We start from the raw sequence: 19,320 nt of genomic DNA on the forward strand, positions 1-19,320 counted from the left end.
AATGATTATCATTCAAATACAGGTGAGCACGGGTAAATGAATATCTCGATGAATGCGTGGCTGCTGGGCAAAATTGATGACTATAAATTCAGCGTGCGCGATGCCACGGTAGATTTCTACATGGCGGAGGCGTCGCTCAGGCGGCCAGAGTGCAATATCAACCATCTGAAACGCTACAATAACGTCAGCCTGAATATGGCCAATCTGTGCCTGGAAAACGGCGATGATGAAAGCTATCTGCACGCGCTCAGCAAACTGCATAACCGGCTGATCGTCGAAATCAACAACCCGCAGCGCTGCCAGCTGTTTCGGGTTCAGAGCTATCATTTTGCCCGGCATACCCTGACCTTAATCTGCCAGAAATATGCGATGGAAGGCACCTGGGAGAAGGCTAACGCCTTCCAGAAGGATTTCGTCAAGCGGGTGCCATTCCAACTGTAAATGTCTGCGGAACGGCAACGGAGTACCCGCAGGCAAAGGCGCCTGCGGGTGGGAGGATCAGTCGATGATTGCGGTGGTCAGGCGTGAGGTGCAGCACAACCGGTCGCGCGAATCGAATATTTCGATCTGCCACACCTGATGCCGTCGGCCAACGTGCAGCGCGCGGCAAACGCCACGCACCTGCCCTTCAAATACCGCCCGCAAATGGTTGGCGTTGATTTCCAGCCCTACCACTTTCTGCTCCCCTTCGCTGCACAGATAACCGGCCATCGATCCCATCGACTCCGCCAGCACCACCGACGCCCCGCCGTGCAACAGCCCGAAAGGTTGCCGGGTACGGTGGTCCACCGGCATCGTGGCTTCAAGAAAATCGTCTTCCAGCCGGGTGAAGTGAATCCCTACATGGCTCACCATGCATCCCTCACCGGCGCGGTTTAACTGCTCCAGCGTCGTTTCTCGTTTCCACAATTTCACGCAATCATCTCCAGAAGTGCCTGTAACGGGTGGCGCACGCCGTTACCCTCAATGCGTTTGACCTGGCTGCGACAGGAATAACCGGTCGCCAGACAGCGTTGCCGCGGCAAACGTTGCAACGCCTGATGCCATGATAGCTCATAAATCCCGAGCGAATTCTCCAGGTTCTTCACTTCGTGCCCGTAGGTGCCCGCCATGCCGCAACAGCCCACGCTGACATTTTCCAGCTTGGCCCCGAAACGGGAGAAGATCGACGCCCAATGCTGGCCGCTGGCCGGCAGCGCCGTGGTTTCGGTACAGTGGCCAAACAAGTACCAGGCCTCGCCGGTCGCCGGTTGTTCGGCACGTTCCGCCAGCAGCTGTTGCAGCCATTCATGCACCAGTTGCACCTGGAAGTCACCGCGGGTTTCGCCGAGGATCTCGTTATATTCGTCGCGATAGCACAGCACCAGCGCCGGATCGACCCCTACCAGCGGCATCCCGAGTTTCGCCACCCGGTTGAGGAAATCGGCGGTTTTGCGCGCGGTACGGGCAAAGCGCGTCAAGAAACCTTTGATATGCTGCGCCTTGCCGTTCGGTGAGAAGGGCAGCAACACCGGCTGGTAACCGAGCTTTTCCACCAGCCGCACAAAGTCCGCCACCACCTTGGCGTCGTAATAGCTGGTGAAAGGATCCTGCACGATCAGCACGTGTTGCTCGCGTTGTTCGGCGCTCAACGCTTCCAGTTGCTCCAGCGTCATGGTCAAGGCGCCGTGGCCGGAAAGTTGCTGACGCAGTGTCGGGCTGGAGAGCATCGGCAAATCGACCATGCCGATAGTGCTGCGGCTCAGCTCACGCACCCAAGGCTGGCGGAAGAAGAAATTGAATACCTTCGGCGCTTTTGCCATCAGCGGCGTATAGCTTTCAACCCCGGCGACCATATAGTCACGCGCCGGCCGCAGATAACGGGTGTGATACAGCTGCAGGAAACGCGAGCGGAAACCCGGCACGTCAATTTTAATCGGGCATTGGGTGGAACAGGCTTTACAGGCCAGGCAGCCGGACATCGCCTCTTTCACCTCGTGTGAAAAATCATATTCGCCTTTGCCGGCGTACCAGCTGTTGCGGGTTTTCTCAATCAAGGTACGGAAGCTAAGACGCTGCTGCGGCAGTTGCTGCTCCAGCACCAGCGGGTCTACCCCCTGTTCGGACAGCAGGCGCAACCATTCGCGCACCAGCGCCGCACGGCCTTTTGGCGAGTGAATGCGGCTGCCGGTGATCTTCATCGACGGGCACATCGGGCTGCGCACATCAAAGTTAAAACACAAGCCGTTCCCGTTACACTCCATGGCGCCACGGAACGAGGTACGCACCTCTACCGGGATACGGCGGTCGAGTGTGCCGCGCTTGGCCGCGTCCACTTTCATCATCGGGGCATCAACGCCCAACGGCGGGCAAATTTTACCGGGGTTAAGGCGGTTATTCGGATCGAACGCGGCCTTAATGCGGCGCAACTCTTCGTACAGCTGCTCACCGAAGAATTCCGGGCTGTATTCGGCGCGGAAACCTTTGCCGTGTTCGCCCCACAGCAATCCACCATATTTGGCGGTCAGCGCCACCACCTGGTCGGAAAGCTGCTTCATCAGCACTTCTTGCTGCGGATCGCACATGTCGAGCGCAGGCCGCACGTGCAATACGCCGGCATCCACATGGCCGAACATGCCGTAACTGAGGTTATGGCTGTCCAGCAACTGGCGGAACTCGACAATGTAATCGGCCAAATGCTGCGGCGGCACGCAGGTGTCCTCGGCGAAAGGAATAGGTTTGGCGCGCCCTTTGGCGTTGCCCAACAGCCCGACCGCCTTCTTGCGCATGTTATAGATCCGCTCGATGCCGACAAGGTCCCCGCAGATCTGATAGCCAATCACACCGCCCTGCTTCTCGCGGATTAACTCGTCCAACCGCAGACACAGCGTTTCCATCTGCTGGTCGATCAGCGCCTTGTCATCCCCGGCAAATTCGACGATGTTCAGACCCAGCATCTCTTTATCGGGCACGTTGGTGATCAATTCACTCACCGAATGCCAGACAATATCTTCCCGCGCCAGGTTCAATACCTTGGAATCAATGGTCTCCACCGACAGCGCCTTGGCCTCCACCATGAACGGGGCGTTGCGCAGGGCGGAATCAAAGGTGTCATATTTCACGTTAACCAGGCGGCGTACCTTCGGCAGCGGCGTGATATCCAGACGCGCCTCGGTGATAAACGCCAGCGTGCCCTCTGCGCCGGTCAAAATGCGCGTTAGATCGAAGGTTTGCAGATCGTCGCTGAACACATGCCGCAGGTCGTAGCCGGTCAGGAAACGGTTTAATTTGGGGAATTTCTCCAGGATCAGCGCACGCTGGTCGCGGCAGCTATTCAGCACTCGATGGTAGATCCGGCCTTCAACGGTATCTTCCATAGCAATCGTTTCCGCCAGCGATGTCGGCATAGCGCGGGTGTCGATCATATCGCCCCCCAGCAGCACCGCCCGCAGGCCCAAAACGTGATCGGAGGTTTTGCCGTACACCAGCGAGCCTTGGCCGGAAGCATCGGTGTTGATCATGCCACCCAGCGTCGCGCGGTTACTGGTAGAAAGTTCCGGCGAGAAGAAATAACCGAACGGCCGCAGATACTGGTTAAGCTGGTCTTTGATGACCCCGGCTTCAACCTTCACCCACCCCTGTTCGACATTAATTTCAAGAATGCGGTTCATATGGCGCGACATATCCACCACGATGCCGGTGTTGAGGGCCTGGCCGTTGGTGCCGGTGCCGCCGCCGCGCGGGCTGAAGGTCAACGCGCTAAAGCGCTCCTCTCCCGCCAGGCGCGCAATCAACGCCACATCCGCAGTGGAACGGGGAAACACCACCGCATCAGGCAACAGCTGATAGATGCTGTTGTCGGTCGCCATCGTCAGCCGATCAGCGTAGCTGGTCGCAATATCGCCGTTGAATCCGTTTTGCTTTAAGGCTTCCAAAAAGTCGAGCACCCGTTGAATGAGGCCGGGTGCCTGAGAAATCTGTGGGATCATTCGCTTTTTTGACCCTGTCTGTCTATTTTTTATGCGTTAATATACGCTGAATCAGGTCTTTACCCGTCGCCTTTCAGGCTGCGGCGTTGTAGGCTGCAACCTGAAATTCATAGGGTATATTCAGACCCACCCTACTTTTTATTGATGCTGAAAACTAACATACTCGTTTAGTGAAGGCATTCACATTATCACAATTACCCCGCTACAGAATGGCGTGCGATAAAAGGTGCGCCGCATTGTGAAAAGTGGCGAAAATGCACCATGCTTAGCGGGTACAAAGGATTTAACTTACCAGGATGAGAACCTAATTCATGACACTCCCGCACTCCCGATACGATTTGCCACGGATTATTTTTGGCGTGCTGTTTATCGTCATCATGATCGTCGCCTGTTTTTGGGTCATTCAACCCTTTATTCTCGGCTTCGCCTGGGCGGGCATGGTGGTCATCGCCACCTGGCCGCTGCTGATAAAACTGCAAAAACTGCTGTGGGGCCGACGCTCGCTGGCGGTACTGGTCATGACACTGCTGCTGATCCTGCTGTTTATCCTGCCGATTTCGCTGCTGGTCAGCAGCGTAGTGGACAACAGTGCGCCAGTCGTTGCCTGGGCCAGCACCCCCGGCAAGCTGCATATTCCCGATCTGGCCTGGTTGCAATCGATCCCGATGATCGGCAACAAAGTTTATAACAGCTACCACACTCTGGTGAATGCCGGCGGCGCGGCGTTGCTGGCGAAGATCCAACCTTACTTCGGTCAGACCGCCACCTGGTTTGTCGCGCAAGCGGCGCATATCGGCCGTTTCCTGCTGCACTGTACGCTGATGTTGCTGTTCAGCGTGCTGCTGTATGCGCGCGGTGAACAAGTCGCCCTGGGTATTCGCCACTTTGCGGCGCGTCTTGCGGCCGAGCGCGGCGACGCGGCGGTGGTGCTGGGTGGCCAGGCGATCCGCGCGGTAGCGCTGGGCGTTGTGGTGACGGCGCTGGTGCAATCGGTGCTGGGCGGGATTGGCCTGGCGGTGTCCGGCATTCCTGCCGCCACCTTGCTGACGGTGCTGATATTCATCTGCTGCGTGGCGCAATTGGGGCCGTTACTGGTGCTGGTACCGGCGATTATCTGGTTGTACTGGAGCGGCGACACCACCTGGGGCACCGTCCTGTTGGTGTGGAGCTGCGTGGTCGCCACGCTGGATAACGTGTTGCGGCCGGTGCTGATCCGCATGGGCGCCGATCTGCCGATGCTCCTGATCCTGTCCGGCGTTATCGGCGGCCTGCTGGCCTTCGGCATGATCGGCCTGTTTATCGGCCCGGTGGTGTTGGCGGTATCTTATCGTCTGCTCACCGCCTGGATGGATGAAACGCCAGAACCCACGGCCGATCTGGATGAAGTCGCCAAAGAGTTGGAAGAGCGGTAATTCCCCTATTCTGCCCGGGCAACCGGGCAGAATACCCTCTGCAAGACTCCCGGTTCATTTCCGGCCTTCGAATTCACTCTCTGCCATAATATAACCGCCCGCTAGAGCACATTAATTAAACATGCCGAGTGAATGCATCTTTATAGGATAAAGATAAAATAAGCGTTCAGAAAAATAAATCATGAGGCAAGTATTTATTAGGATGATTCTTAATGACTGGCAGGCTTTAAATATCTAGTATTATTACCATCTATTGCTTCAAATCACTGATTTCAAAGCAAGCTTTCCAAACAATGTAATGCCATACATGTAAATTGCTGTGTGTAGTCTTTGCCCGTCTCTTGATGGGCTTTTTTTTATTCTTTTTTTGACCACGGCGATTTTCTCACCGGCACTATTTACATTCAGCAATAAAAAAACCGTAACCTGAGTTACGGTTTTGCTTCAGCAATTAATCTGGCGACGAAGAGTTATTTTTTCTTCGACAGATTGATCCAGGTTTGCACCACGGTATCCGGATTGAGGGACAGGCTATCAATGCCCTGCTCCATCAGCCATTCGGCGAAATCCTCGTGATCGGATGGCCCCTGGCCACAAATACCCACGTATTTGCCATGACGCTTAGCGGCCTGAATCGCCATCGACAGCAGCGCCTTCACCGCTTCGTTGCGTTCATCAAACAGTTCCGACACCACGCCAGAATCGCGGTCCAACCCCAGCGTCAACTGAGTCATGTCATTAGAGCCGATCGAGAAGCCGTCAAAGTGCTCCAGGAACTGATCCGCCAACAGCGCATTGGACGGAATTTCACACATCATGATCACTTTCAGGCCGTTCTCGCCGCGCTTAAGACCCTGACGTGCCAACTCCGCAACCACCGCCTCCGCCTGCGCTACGGTGCGAACAAAGGGCACCATGATCTCGACGTTGGTGAGGCCCATGTCGTTGCGCACACGTTTTACCGCATCGCACTCCATCGCAAAGCAATCGCGGAAGCTGTCCGACACGTAGCGGCCTGCCCCACGGAAGCCCAGCATAGGGTTTTCCTCGTGCGGTTCATACTTCTCGCCGCCCACCAGGTTGGCGTATTCATTGGATTTGAAATCGGACAGACGAACGATCACCCGCTTCGGCCAGAATGCCGCACCCAGCGTGGCGATCCCTTCCGTCAGGCGGCCCACATAGAACTCGACCGGGTGGTCATAACCCAGCATCAACGCCTTGATTTCGTTCTGCAGCTCCGGGGTTTGTTGATCGAACTCCAGCAACGCCTTTGGATGGACGCCAATCATGCGGTTGATGATAAATTCCAGACGGGCCAGGCCCACGCCTTCATTCGGTAAACGGGCAAAATCGAAAGCCCGATCCGGGTTACCGACGTTCATCATGATTTTCAACGGCAGGTCCGGCAATTCGGTCACTTCAAAGCTCTGTACGGTAAAGTCGATCATATCGCTGTACACGAAGCCGGTATCGCCTTCCGCACAGGAAACGGTGACGTTCTGGCCGTCTTTCAGCAAATCGGTGGCGTTGCCACAGCCGACTACCGCCGGGATACCCAGCTCGCGAGCGATAATCGCCGCGTGGCAAGTACGCCCCCCACGGTTGGTGACTATCGCCGCCGCTTTCTTCATGATCGGTTCCCAGTCCGGGTCGGTCATGTCGGTAACCAGCACGTCACCCGGCAGAATACGATCCATTTCGCTGATGCTGTGGATCACCTTCACCGGGCCGGCACCAATGCGATGGCCGATAGCTCGCCCTTCCACCAGCACCGTACTTGTGCCGTTAAGCTGATAACGTTCCATCGTCTGCTCGTTGGAACGCACGGTTTCCGGACGCGCCTGCACAATCAGCAATTTTCCGGTATGGCCGTCTTTGGCCCACTCGATGTCCATCGGGCGGCCGTAATGTTTTTCGATCAAAATCGCCTGATGCGCCAGCGCTTCCACTTCCTGGTCGGTCAGAGAGAAACGATTGCGTTGCTGCTCTGGCACATCTTCAATTTGCACCTGCTTGCCGTGATCCAGCGAAGGCGCATACACCATGCGGATTTTCTTCGAGCCGAGGTTGCGGCGGACGATAGCCGGATTGCCGCGTAGCAGCGTCGGTTTGTGCACATAGAACTCATCCGGGTTCACCGCGCCCTGCACCACCATTTCGCCCAGGCCGAAGGCGGACGTAATAAACACCACCTGATCAAAGCCCGACTCGGTATCAATGGTGAACATCACGCCGGAAGACGCCAGGTCGGAACGTACCATGCGCTGTACGCCGGCCGACAAGGCTACGCCGCGGTGGTCATAGCCCTGATGTACGCGATACGAGATGGCGCGATCGTTAAACAGCGAGGCGAAAACGTGTTTGATCGCCACCATGACAGCGTCGATGCCCTGGACGTTGAGGAAGGTTTCCTGCTGGCCGGCAAAAGAGGCATCCGGCATGTCTTCCGCGGTCGCGGAGGAACGCACGGCAAACGAGGCTTCCGGTTCGCCGTCCGCCAGCTGTTGGTAAGCCAGGTTAATTTCGCGCTCGAATTCCGCATGGAATGGCGTGTCGATGACCCATTGGCGGATTTGCGCACCGGCCTTGGCCAGTTGAGCAACATCGTCAACGTCAGTTTGATCCAGTAATTGATAGATGCGCTGGTTAACACCGCTTTGCTCGAGGAAATCGTTAAACGCCTGTGCGGTGGTGGCAAAACCGTTTGGTACGGCCACGCCCAAATCGGAAAGATTGGTGATCATTTCACCGAGGGAGGCATTTTTGCCGCCGACACGGTCAACGTCGTGCATGCCGAGCTGGTTGTACCAAAGCACATTACGCAAGTCTGGGCCATTGTTGGACATCGAGACAATCCTTATTGCTATCAGTAGGGTATAGACGGATTTAATTCGTTTGCTTTCTTGGGCGCCGACAAAACGGAGCCAACTCAGACTAGCACAATGATCCATAGGAAATGGAAAGGTGAATCGATCAACCCGATGAAGAAAGTGGATTTTCGGAAAATTACCTGAACGGCGAAATTTGACTGGAATCGTTCCCTGTGGCACTAAAAGCTTAAATCTCAACAAATTAAGTATTTTTTAAACTTCAGTTTTAAAGACCATTCAAACTCAATGGCTTTTGATGAACATAACGCCAATGCGCTGAACATTCCACCACTGAAAATAAACTCTGCTTTTCATAAAAATTAAAATGATGTTTCATCTGAAAAAACTGTGGTTCATGATTCTCCCTACCTCGAAAATTAATGACCAACTCTGCCCGCATTATCACATTTTTTTTGCCCGCCCCTTTACCGCCGGTAAACCTGAAGCCCATGATACTGTTAAGCAGGCGATACAACTGCATCACCGTTTTCAGGTAAGGAGCCTCGGGTGGAAAGAAGCGTTTTTTATATTTCGGATGGCACGGCGATCACCGCCGAAGTATTGGGCCACGCGGTTTTGTCTCAGTTCCCGGTCAAGGCCACCACCTTTACGTTGCCCTTCGTTGAAACCGAAGCGCGGGCCCGTGGAGTCTGCCAACAGATTAACGATATTTATCGCGATACCGGCGTGCGCCCGTTGGTGTTTTATTCCATCATTTCGCCGGAAGTGCGTAATGTCATCACCCAGAGCGAAGGCTTTTGCCAGGATATCGTTCAGGCGCTGGTCGGCCCTCTGCAGGGCGAACTGGACGTTGAACCCACGCCGGTGCCGAACCGCACCCACGGGCTGACGGCCAGCAACCTTGGTAAATATGATGCCCGTATCGCCGCCATTGACTACACGTTAGCCCATGATGACGGCATATCGCTACGTAATCTCGATCAGGCTCAGGTCATATTGTTGGGCGTATCCCGCTGCGGTAAAACCCCCACCAGCCTGTATCTGGCCATGCAGTTCGGGATCCGCGCCGCCAACTATCCGTTTACCGCCGACGATATGGACAATTTGCATCTCCCTGCCGCGCTGAAACCGTTTCAGCATAAACTGTTCGGGCTGACCATCGATCCGGAGCGGCTGGCCGCCATCCGTGAAGAACGCCGAGAAAACAGCCGTTATGCCTCCCTTCGCCAGTGCCGGATGGAGCTTGCCGAAGTAGAAGCGCTGTTCCGCAAGAACCAGATTCGCTATCTGAATACCACCAACTATTCGGTGGAGGAAATCTCCACTAAAATCCTGGATATTCTTGGCATGAGTCGCCGCATGTTCTAGGCAGCATGGCGCTCGCCGCTAACAACTAGCCTGGCCGTGCGATCTCCCGGCAGGGGAATTTTCCCTGCCGTCTACCGCTGATTTCCCCGCAGACCCTGATTTTTGTGCTTTTTTTAGTGGCTTCGATCAACAGAACACAATTTCTACGGTTGAATTCACCGATTTTTACGTTATTGTGATCGGCATCACTTCCCGGCACTCCTGCCGCAGCGAAGAAAAGTCTTTAGAGAAAATCATGCACAAAACAGATGAACTGCGGACCGCGCGCATCGACAGCCTCGTCACGCCACAAGCATTGGCGGAAAAGCTGCCGATGTCGGCGGACATTGCCGATAGCGTGACAGCGTCACGACAACGAATTGAAAAGATTCTTACCGGCGAAGATCGTCGCCTGTTGGTGGTTATCGGCCCCTGCTCCATCCACGATTTAGACGCCGCCATCGATTATGCCGGCCGTCTGAATGCGCTGCGCATTCGCTATCAGGATCGCCTGGAAATCGTGATGCGCACTTATTTTGAAAAGCCGCGCACCGTGGTGGGCTGGAAAGGCCTGATCTCGGATCCAGCGCTGGATGGCACCTTTCAGGTAAATCGCGGCATCGAAATGGCACGCCGACTGTTACTGGAAGTCAATCAGCTCGGCCTGCCGACCGCCACCGAATTCCTGGACATGGTGGTCGGCCAGTACATTGCCGATTTGATCAGTTGGGGCGCCATCGGCGCACGCACCACCGAAAGCCAGATCCACCGCGAAATGGCTTCTGCGCTCTCCTGCCCAGTGGGCTTCAAGAACGGTACCGATGGCAATACCCGCATCGCCATTGACGCCATCCGAGCGGCGCGCGCCGGCCACATGTTCCTGTCGCCGGACAAAAACGGGCAGATGACGATTTATCAGACCAGCGGCAATCCCTACGGCCATATCATCATGCGCGGCGGCAAAACGCCGAACTACCACGCCACCGATATCGTTGCCGCCTGCGACAGCCTGCGCGAATTTGAGCTGCCGGAGCATCTGGTTATCGACTTTAGCCACGGCAACTGCCAGAAACTGCATCGCCGCCAACTGGAAGTGGCCGAGAATGTCTGCCAGCAGATCCGCGCCGGTTCCGCCGCCGTCACCGGCGTGATGGCAGAAAGTTTCCTGGTGGAAGGCACGCAGAAAATCGTTGCCGGCCAACCGCTGACTTACGGCCAGTCAATCACCGATCCATGCCTGAGCTGGTCCGACAGCGAACAACTGCTGGCCATGTTGGCCGATGCGGTGGATACCCGCTTCTGAACCTGTTCTCCGGGGTGGCGACACCCCGGTTTTTCAACGTTCCCTTCCCTCATCTATACTTACGCCAATCAAGCCCGCAGACGCTATAAATCGCGCCCCTGCCAACAGGATGTGGAGTTTCCTGCATGAGCCATTCACTGTTATCCATCCCTTGCGTCACTCTGCAAGGGGAGCACAAAACTCTGGGCGACTTTCCCGCCCGCGCTTATCTGGTGGTTAATACTGCCAGCAAATGCGGCTTTACTCCGCAATACCGTGGCCTGGAAAACCTGTGGCAGTACTATCGGGATCGCGGCCTGATGGTGTTGGGGTTCCCGTGCAATCAATTTGGTGCGCAAGAGCCGGGGGATCCGCTGGAGATCGCCAATTTCTGTACGCTCAACTACGGCGTCAGCTTCCCGCTGTTCAGCAAGGTGGAGGTTAACGGCCCCGGCGCGCATCCGCTGTTCAACGAATTGAAACGCCTGGGGCCAGGGGTGCTGGGCAGCAAGCGCATCAAGTGGAACTTCACCAAGTTCCTGCTGACCGCCGACGGCCAGCGGGTGAAACGTTTTGCGCCCATTACCAAACCTGAGCGTCTGTTTGACCGCATCGAAACCCTGCTGAAATAACCCCTTACTTTGCGGGACGGGCATGCCCGAACCGCTCCGTCGGCCCTTCTTTCAAAAAGGTTCCATCGGTAAGAAAATTTTCCTTGATGTAACCTTTCGTTCACATGATAATGATTATCAATATGATATTAATTACCATTTAATGGTCTGTTTTATAAACAAATGACGATGGATAATCACAATAACACCCCGCAGGGCAAAACTGCCTCCGGTGCTGAACGCAGCCTGATCTCGCCTCCTTGCTACGACAGCGCGCAGTTGCTTGATGCCGACGGCGTAGCGATCATCCTCCATCAGGGCCAGCGTTACCAACTGCGGCAGACCAAGGCCGGGAAATTAATCCTGACCAAATAATCCCTTATTCTTCAACGCCAGCCACCCCGATCGCTTCGATCCAGGCAGCCAGCAAATCTATTGATATGTTTAAAACATATGGAGAGTTGCGACATGCCTTTGCCCTCTTACACCCGGCAGCGTTTATCCGCATTGAGTCTGGCGATTGCCTGCGCTCTGCCGACGGTGACTTTTGCACAAACTACCAGCACAGTTTCTTCTTCCAGCGATGTGTCGGCTAAAACGGACAAAGCCAGCGACGAAACCCTGACTGTCGCCGCTACCGGCAACGCACGCAGCAGCTTTGAAGCGCCGATGATGGTCACCGTGATCGAAGGCAACACGCCGGAAAGCCAGACTGCGTCTACCGCAGCCGATATGCTGCGCCGGGTACCCGGTATCACCGTTACCGGTACCGGCCGCAGCAACGGCCAGGACATTATGATGCGTGGCTATGATCGCCGGGGTGTACTGACGTTGGTGGATGGCATCCGTCAGGGAACGGATACCGGACACATCAATGGCACCTTCCTCGATCCCGGTCTGATTAAACGCATTGAAGTCGTCCGGGGTCCGGCCGCCCTGCTGTACGGCAGCGGCGCACTGGGCGGCGTGGTCGCCTATGAAACGGTCGATGCCGCCGATCTGCTGCTGCCTGGCCATGACACCGGCTTCCGGGTCTATGGTACCGCCGGCAGCGGCGATCACAGCCTGGGTATGGGTGCCAGCGCCTACGGCAAGACCGACAATCTCGACGGCCTGCTGTCGTTCGGCACCCGCGACGTCGGCAATTTGCGCCAGGGCAACGGTTTTGACGCGCCAAACGATGAAACCATCAACAACCTGTTGGCCAAAGGTACCTGGACTCTGGATGAAAACCAGTCATTGAGCGGCAATCTGCGTTACTACAACAATCGGGCGCAGGAGCCGAAAAACCCCCAGGAATCCGCCAGCTCCAGCGGCAACCTGATGACCGACCGCTCCACGATTCAGCGCGACGGCCAGCTCAGCTACAGCCTGAAACCTGTTGGCCAGGACTGGCTGGATGCCGAAGCGAAAGTGTATTATTCCGATGTGGAGATCAACGCTCACACTGACGGCAGTGAAGATGAAGCGCGCAAGCAAACCACACGCGGTGTAAAACTGGAAAACCGCACCCGTTTGTTTGCCGATACCTTCGCGTCACACCTGTTTACCTATGGTTCGGAAGCGTATAAGCAAGAACAGACGCCGGGCGGTGCGACAGAAAGCTTCCCTCAGGCGAAAATCAACTTTGCTTCCGGCTGGCTTCAGGATGAAGTCACCCTGCGCGACCTGCCCATCACCCTGCTTGCAGGCACACGTTACGATAACTACAAAGGCTCCAGCGACGGCTATGCGGATGTCGACGCCGACAAATGGTCGTCACGAGGGGCAATCAGCATTACGCCAACCGACTGGCTGATGGTGTTCGGGTCATACTCCCAGGCGTTCCGGGCACCCACCATGGGGGAAATGTATAACGACTCCAAACATTTCTCGATCCCCATGGGCCCGACCACCCTTACCAACAACTGGGTGCCAAACCCCAATCTGAAGCCGGAAACCAACGCAACTCAGGAATACGGTTTCGGCCTGCGTTTTGACGATTTGCTGCTGGCGGACGACAGCCTGCAATTCAAAGCCAGCTATTTTGACACCAAGGCCAGAGATTACATCACTACCGATGTCACCATGGAGTTGGGGCGTGGCCCGCGTGGTCCCTATTGCATCAGTTGCACCACTTTCTCGACCAATATTGACCGCGCAAAAATCTGGGGCTGGGACGCCATGTTGAGCTACAAAACGGCGATTTTCGGCTGGGATCTGGCTTACAACCGCACTCGCGGCAAGAACGAAGCCAGCGGCGACTGGTTAAACAGCATCAACCCTGACACCGTGACCAGCACGCTGGATATCCCGTTGGGTGAAACCGGCCTGTCGACCGGTTGGGTCGCTACCTTCGCCGAGCGCGCCACTCGTGTGGAAACCGGTACCGCCGAGCAAGGCGGCTACGGCGTCAACGATTTCTACCTGAGCTATAAAGGCCGCGAACGCCTGCAGGGCGTCACCACCACGGTGGTGCTGGGCAACGCCTTCGATAAAGAATATTACTCGCCGCAGGGCATTCCGCAAGATGGCCGCAACGCCAAACTGCTGGTCAGCTATCAGTGGTAACCTTTTGAATACGGCGGGCGAGCCGATTGCCCGCCGCGTGAACCACACACAGGAGCACAACCGATGATCAACAACTTATACGCCAGTTACCAGCAGGCAAAAATTGATAATCCTGGCAAATATGCACGCGATCTGGCGGAACTGCTGGGTGTCAGCGAAGCGGAACTGACCCATGCCCGCGTGGGTGAAGACACCCACCGCCTGCAAGCCGACGCACGTGCCCTGCTGACCGAGCTGGCACAGGTTGGTGTGACCAAGTCCATTACTCGCAACAGCTATGCGGTGCATGAGCAAATGGGCCGCTACCTTAACCAACACCTGAACGGCCACGCGGGGTTAATTCTTAACCCACGCGAGCTGGATTTACGCCTGTTCCTCAACCAGTGGGCCAGCGTATTTGCCATGAGCGAAACCAACAAACGCGGCGTACGCCACAGCATTCAGTTCTTCGATCATCAGGGCGATGCCTTGCATAAGGTGTACACCACCGAGGAAACCGATCTGGTGGCCTGGATGGCGCTGGTCGAGCGCCATCTGAGCACAGAAAACCCGGCACTGGCATTGAAGGCGGCAGCCCCTACGGTCAGCAACGCCGCACCGGACGCCGAAAAAATCGACCGGGAATGGCGTGAGATGACCGACGTTCACCAGTTCTTCCAACTGCTGGGCCGCCATAAGCTGACGCGTCAGCAGGCCTTCCGCGCCGTCGGCAACGATCTGGCGTACCGGGTGGATAACAACGCCTTGGCGCAGTTGCTCAATGCCGCGCACGGCTTGCAGAACGAGATCATGATTTTTGTCGGCAACCGAGGTTGCGTGCAGATCTTCACCGGCCAGATCGAGCGGCTGATGCCGCAGGAAGGTTGGATTAACGTGTTTAACCGCCGCTTCACTCTGCACCTGATCGAAGGCGCAATTGCAGAAAGCTGGATCACCCGCAAACCCACCAAAGACGGCTTCGTCACCAGCCTGGAACTGTTCGCCGCCGACGGCACGCAAATCGCCCAACTTTACGGCCAACGTACCGAGGGCCAGCCGGAACAAACCCAGTGGCGCGAGCAGGTTGCCGCCCTTGAACCCAAGGACATTGCCGCATGAAATCTTCATTGTCCCGTCGTCTGACGTTGTGCCTTGCGCTGGCGTTGCCGTTCACCGCTGCGGCGGCGGAACGTATTGTCTCGATTGGCGGCGACGTCACCGAAATTGCCTTCGCCCTTGGCGCGGGCGATGAGCTCGTGGCACGAGACAGCACCAGCCTGCAGCCGGCGGCCGTGAAACCCTTGCCGGATGTCGGTTATATGCGTCAACTCAATGCCGAAGGCATTCTGGCTCTGAAACCCACGCTGGTGCTGGCCACCGAACTGGCTGAACCTGCGCTGGTGCTCAAGCAGTTGGAGGAAAACGGCGTGAAGGTGGTGCGAATTCCCGGCGACACCACTTTGCAGGCGGTGCCGGAAAAAATCGCGGTCATCGCCCAGGCGCTGCAACGCACCGACCAGGGCAAACAACTGAGCGCCCGTTACCAACAACAGCTCGCGCAGGTGAACACGTCTTCGTTGCCGATCAGGGTGTTGTTCGTCATGAGCCACGGCGGCATTACACCGATGGCCGCCGGGCAACATACCGCCGCCGATGCGGTCATCACCGCCGCAGGGTTGAAGAATGCGATGCAAGGATTCAACCGCTACCGCCCGCTGTCGCAGGAAGGCGTGATCGCCAGCGCGCCCGATCTGCTGCTGGTCACCACCGATGGCGTCAAGACCCTCGGTGGCCTGGATCAGCTGTGGAAACTGCCCGGCATTGCCCTCACGCCTGCCGGCAAAAACCACCGCGTGTTGGTGGTCGACGACATGGCGCTGCTGGGCTTTGGGCTGGAAACGCCGGCGGCGCTGGCCAAACTGCGTAATGCGGCGGAGCAAAAGTAATGCCCGGTCGCATTTCTCCGCGCGTGACCATTGTCGGCCTGTTGGTGCTGCTTGCGCTATTGGCGCTGGGTGCCGCCAATATGGGCGCGCTGACGCTGTCGTTTCGCACCCTGTGGCAAGAGCCGTTCAGCGATACCTCTTGGCATATCTGGCTAAACATCCGCTTGCCGCGTGTGCTGCTGGCGGTGGTCATCGGCTGCGCACTGGCGGTGTCCGGCGCCGTCATGCAGGGGCTGTTCCGCAATCCGCTGGCCGACCCCAGCCTGTTGGGCATCAGTAGCGGCGGTGCACTGTTTGTCGCGCTGATTATCGTTATGCCGCTGGCCCTGCCGCCGGTGATTGCCTTGTATGGCCACATGATGGCGGCTTTCCTCGGCAGCCTGCTGGTGTCACTGCTGATCTACGGTATCAGCCGCAGCGGGCACGGCAGCCTGTCACGCCTGTTGTTGGCGGGGATCGCCATCAACGCCCTGTGCATGGCGGCCATCGGCGTGCTGTCTTATCTCAGCAACGATCAACAGCTGCGTCAGTTTTCATTGTGGATGATGGGTAGCCTGAGCCAGTCACAATGGCCAACGCTGATCGTATCGGCCTCGCTGATCCTGCCGACGGCCCTGCTGACGCTGTTACAGGCACGCTGCCTGAACCTGCTGCAGCTGGGCGATGAAGAGGCGCACTATCTCGGTGTGAATGTCCAGCGTGCCAAACTGCAACTGCTTCTGCTCAGCGCGTTGTTGATTGGCGCGGCGGTGGCGATGAGCGGCGTCATTGGCTTTATCGGCCTAGTGGTGCCGCATTTGGTGCGCATGCGACTCGGCGGCGACCACCGCTGGCTGCTGCCCTGCTCCGCGCTGGGCGGTGCCTGCCTGCTGCTGGTCAGCGACACGCTGGCACGGACGCTGGTGGCACCGGCGGAGATGCCGGTTGGGCTGATGACCAGCCTGATTGGCGGGCCTTATTTCTTATGGCTGGTCATCAGCCCGCGGGAGCGTACGGATGGATAACGAATCAAGCCTGACGGCACATCAGCTACGTTACAGCCTGGGTTCGCGTCGGTTAGTCAACGACGTATCGCTGAGTATCGCCAGCGGTGAAATGGTGGCGATTATCGGGCCGAACGGCGCGGGGAAATCGACGCTGCTGCGTCTGTTAACCGGCTACCTGTCGCCGAGCTGCGGGGAGTGCAAACTTCTTGAGTTGCCGTTGGATCAATGGCAGCCGCAACAGTTAGCCAAGGTACGTGCGGTGATGCGTCAGCACAGCGATCTGGCCTTTCCGTTTACCGTCGAGGAAGTGGTCAGCATGGGCAGGTCACCGCACGGCAAACGTCATGTGCAGCAAGCGGTACAGCAGGTGATGGCGCAAACCGATTGTCTTGAACTGGCCCAGCGGGATTATCGCCGCCTTTCCGGCGGTGAACAGCAACGGGTACAGTTAGCCCGCGTGCTGGCGCAGCTTTGGCAGCCGCAGCCCTCGCCTTCCTGGTTGTTCCTGGATGAACCTACCTCGGCGCTGGATCTCTACCACCAGCAGCATACGCTGAGGTTGTTGCGTTCACTGACACGGCAACAGCCCATTGCGGTGTGCTGCGTACTGCACGATCTGAACCTGGCGGCGCTGTATGCCGACCGTATTTTATTGCTGCATCAGGGGCGTTTGGTTGCCGTGGGCACACCGCAGGAGGTATTGCAGGCGGATATTCTGACCCGCTGGTATCAGGCCGATTTAGGCGTGGTGCACCACCCGGAAGTGGCGCTACCACAGGTTTATCTGCGTCAGTGAACGGTCGCCATGCCTGTTCACACTTCAGCCAGGCGGCGTGTTGGCGCGCAGCATGCCGCGCCCACGTTAGCCCGCTGCAATGTGAAACGCGGCAGGTATTTCAGCTCGAGCAGGAAATCTCCAGATGCTTGCCCCAATCTGGCGGCAAAGCGGCAAGATCGTCGTATTCAGCCGCATCGGCGAACGGCGTCAGCAACGCCTGATGCAGGCGCGCCAGCTTGCTGACATCATCCTGCTCGGCACTCTCTATCGCCTGCTGCGCCAAATAATTGCGCAGGATTAATTTGGGATTTGCCGCCTTCATCGCCTGCTGCCGTTCACTGTCGCTCACCTGCTCTTGCTGCAAACGCTGCCGATATTGCTGATACCACGCGTCGAATGCGCCGCGATCGATAAACTCATCCCGCAACGGCGACTGCGCCTGTTGCTGTTCCGTCTGGCTCAGCAAGCGGAAAGTTCGGGTATAGTCACGCCCCTCTTGTGCCATCAGGCTCAACAGCCCGGTCAGCAGATCGTTATCCTGAGTCGACTGGGTGAAAAAACCGAGTTTGGCACGCATCTGTTCCCCATAGGCTCGCATCAACGCCGGTTCATAGGCCGCCAGCGCCTGCTGCAACTGCTCGGTGGTCATCAACCCGGACAGCGCCTGCGCCAGCCGGTGGAGGTTCCACAGCGCAACCGCAGGCTGATTATCAAAGGCATAACGCCCCTGATGATCCGAGTGGTTACAGATAAAGTCAGGTTTATAATCATCGAGGAAAGCGTAAGGACCATAATCGATGGTGATGCCAAGGATAGACATATTATCGGTGTTCATCACGCCGTGAGCGAACCCGACGGTCTGCCAATGCGCGATTAAGCGCGCAGTGCGTTCAACAACGTCAATAAACCAGGGTAAATAGCCGTCATCGTGATCCTTCAACTGCGGCCAATGGCGGGCGATCACAAAATCGGCCAGCTGTTGCACCTGCTCCGGCTGTTTGCGGTAGTAAAAATGCTCAAAATGGCCGAAGCGCACATGGCTTTCCGCCACGCGCAGCAACATCGCCCCACGCTCTGGCTGTTCACGGAAAACGGGCTGTTCGCTGGTCACCAGAGTCAACGCGCGCGTGGTCGGGATCCCCAGATGATACAACGCCTCAGAGGCCAGAAATTCACGGATCGCCGAACGCAATACGGCACGCCCGTCGCCCATCCGCGAATAAGGCGTTAGCCCCGCGCCTTTCAGGTGCCAGTCCATGCTGCGGCCATCCGCCAGCTTTTGCTCGCCGAGCAAAATGCCGCGGCCGTCGCCCAATTGCCCAGCCCACACGCCAAACTGGTGGCCGCTGTACACCTGCGCCAACGGCTGCATACCAGGCAGCAGCCTTTCACCCGACCATATCGGGGTCTTGTCCTGGGTAAACCAGCTTTCGTCCAACCCCAGCTCTCGCGCCAGCGGCTCACTGTGATACAGCAGGCGAGCGCCCTTCAGCGGCGTGGGTTTCAATTCGCTATAAAAACCGGGTAACTGGTGGTGATAAGCATTTTCAAACTGCGGCATAGGCCCTCCGTATCCACTTAGTGTAGAGCCTGGGCGTGCGGATTAACACAGAGGAAATGCAGGGAG

16 protein-coding genes are annotated in these 19,320 nt (G+C 57.0%); 11 read left to right on the forward strand and 5 right to left on the reverse strand.

Annotated elements, in window-relative coordinates:
* Positions 1 to 36: 36 nt before the first annotated feature.
* Positions 37 to 441, forward strand: coding sequence for a hypothetical protein (locus ACUTSW_RS05050; RefSeq protein ID WP_004943694.1), 405 nt, complete (start codon positions 37 to 39; stop codon positions 439 to 441).
* Positions 442 to 498: 57 nt separating this feature from the next.
* On the opposite strand, the gene menI is transcribed toward ACUTSW_RS05050, so the two are convergent.
* Both menI and ydiJ read right to left on the reverse strand, forming a co-directional pair.
* On the reverse strand, positions 499 to 915 hold the full coding sequence (gene menI, locus ACUTSW_RS05055) for a 1,4-dihydroxy-2-naphthoyl-CoA hydrolase (RefSeq protein ID WP_073972017.1): 417 nt from the start codon (positions 913 to 915) through the stop codon (positions 499 to 501).
* Positions 912 to 3,968: a D-2-hydroxyglutarate dehydrogenase YdiJ gene (gene ydiJ, locus ACUTSW_RS05060; protein WP_445583847.1), complete on the reverse strand. Its 3,057-nt coding sequence runs from the start codon at positions 3,966 to 3,968 to the stop codon at positions 912 to 914. Before ydiJ ends, menI begins: the two co-directional genes overlap by 4 nt.
* Positions 3,969 to 4,279: 311 nt before the next feature.
* Between ydiJ and ydiK the strand changes: the two genes are divergently transcribed.
* Positions 4,280 to 5,380, forward strand: a complete 1,101-nt coding sequence (ydiK, locus tag ACUTSW_RS05065; RefSeq protein WP_020438918.1) for an AI-2E family transporter YdiK — start codon at positions 4,280 to 4,282, stop codon at positions 5,378 to 5,380.
* A gap of 470 nt (positions 5,381 to 5,850) precedes the next feature.
* Here the strand turns inward: ydiK and ppsA are convergent, their stop codons facing one another.
* On the reverse strand, positions 5,851 to 8,229 hold the full coding sequence (gene ppsA, locus ACUTSW_RS05070; protein WP_445583848.1) for a phosphoenolpyruvate synthase: 2,379 nt from the start codon (positions 8,227 to 8,229) through the stop codon (positions 5,851 to 5,853).
* 250 nt (positions 8,230 to 8,479) lie between these two features.
* On the reverse strand, positions 8,480 to 8,734 hold the full coding sequence (locus ACUTSW_RS05075; RefSeq protein ID WP_445583849.1) for a hypothetical protein: 255 nt from the start codon (positions 8,732 to 8,734) through the stop codon (positions 8,480 to 8,482).
* 26 nt (positions 8,735 to 8,760) lie between these two features.
* Here ACUTSW_RS05075 and ppsR point away from each other — a divergent pair, with 26 nt between their 5' ends.
* The 9 genes from ppsR to ACUTSW_RS05120 all read left to right on the forward strand — a co-directional run bounded on the left by ppsR (position 8,761) and on the right by ACUTSW_RS05120 (position 17,711).
* Positions 8,761 to 9,582: a posphoenolpyruvate synthetase regulatory kinase/phosphorylase PpsR gene (ppsR, locus tag ACUTSW_RS05080; protein ID WP_062870640.1), complete on the forward strand. Its 822-nt coding sequence runs from the start codon at positions 8,761 to 8,763 to the stop codon at positions 9,580 to 9,582.
* A gap of 235 nt (positions 9,583 to 9,817) precedes the next feature.
* Positions 9,818 to 10,864 carry a 3-deoxy-7-phosphoheptulonate synthase gene (locus ACUTSW_RS05085; protein WP_445583850.1) on the forward strand — a complete coding sequence of 349 codons (1,047 nt, stop codon included), beginning with the start codon at positions 9,818 to 9,820 and terminating at the stop codon, positions 10,862 to 10,864.
* 125 nt (positions 10,865 to 10,989) lie between these two features.
* Positions 10,990 to 11,475 carry a glutathione peroxidase gene (locus ACUTSW_RS05090; protein ID WP_004943671.1) on the forward strand — a complete coding sequence of 162 codons (486 nt, stop codon included), beginning with the start codon at positions 10,990 to 10,992 and terminating at the stop codon, positions 11,473 to 11,475.
* A 162-nt stretch (positions 11,476 to 11,637) separates the two neighbouring features.
* The gene (gene hemP, locus ACUTSW_RS05095) at positions 11,638 to 11,829 is read left to right on the forward strand and encodes a hemin uptake protein HemP (protein WP_445583851.1); all 192 of its coding nucleotides are present in this window, start codon (positions 11,638 to 11,640) and stop codon (positions 11,827 to 11,829) included.
* 93 nt (positions 11,830 to 11,922) lie between these two features.
* Positions 11,923 to 14,004, forward strand: a complete 2,082-nt coding sequence (locus tag ACUTSW_RS05100; RefSeq protein WP_445583852.1) for a TonB-dependent hemoglobin/transferrin/lactoferrin family receptor — start codon at positions 11,923 to 11,925, stop codon at positions 14,002 to 14,004.
* 63 nt (positions 14,005 to 14,067) lie between these two features.
* Positions 14,068 to 15,102, forward strand: coding sequence for a hemin-degrading factor (locus ACUTSW_RS05105; RefSeq protein WP_445583853.1), 1,035 nt, complete (start codon positions 14,068 to 14,070; stop codon positions 15,100 to 15,102).
* Positions 15,099 to 15,929, forward strand: a complete 831-nt coding sequence (locus tag ACUTSW_RS05110) for a heme/hemin ABC transporter substrate-binding protein (RefSeq protein ID WP_445583854.1) — start codon at positions 15,099 to 15,101, stop codon at positions 15,927 to 15,929. Before ACUTSW_RS05105 ends, ACUTSW_RS05110 begins: the two co-directional genes overlap by 4 nt.
* Positions 15,929 to 16,933, forward strand: coding sequence for a FecCD family ABC transporter permease (locus ACUTSW_RS05115; RefSeq protein ID WP_445583855.1), 1,005 nt, complete (start codon positions 15,929 to 15,931; stop codon positions 16,931 to 16,933). Before ACUTSW_RS05110 ends, ACUTSW_RS05115 begins: the two co-directional genes overlap by 1 nt.
* Positions 16,926 to 17,711, forward strand: coding sequence for a heme ABC transporter ATP-binding protein (locus ACUTSW_RS05120; protein ID WP_197927363.1), 786 nt, complete (start codon positions 16,926 to 16,928; stop codon positions 17,709 to 17,711). Before ACUTSW_RS05115 ends, ACUTSW_RS05120 begins: the two co-directional genes overlap by 8 nt.
* 100 nt (positions 17,712 to 17,811) lie before the next feature.
* Here the strand turns inward: ACUTSW_RS05120 and ACUTSW_RS05125 are convergent, their stop codons facing one another.
* Entirely contained in the window at positions 17,812 to 19,254 is a 1,443-nt protein-coding gene (locus ACUTSW_RS05125; protein WP_445583856.1) for a protein adenylyltransferase SelO, read from the reverse strand.
* Positions 19,255 to 19,320 lie beyond the last annotated feature (66 nt).

Source organism: Serratia sp. TSA_198.1 (genome assembly GCF_052686505.1).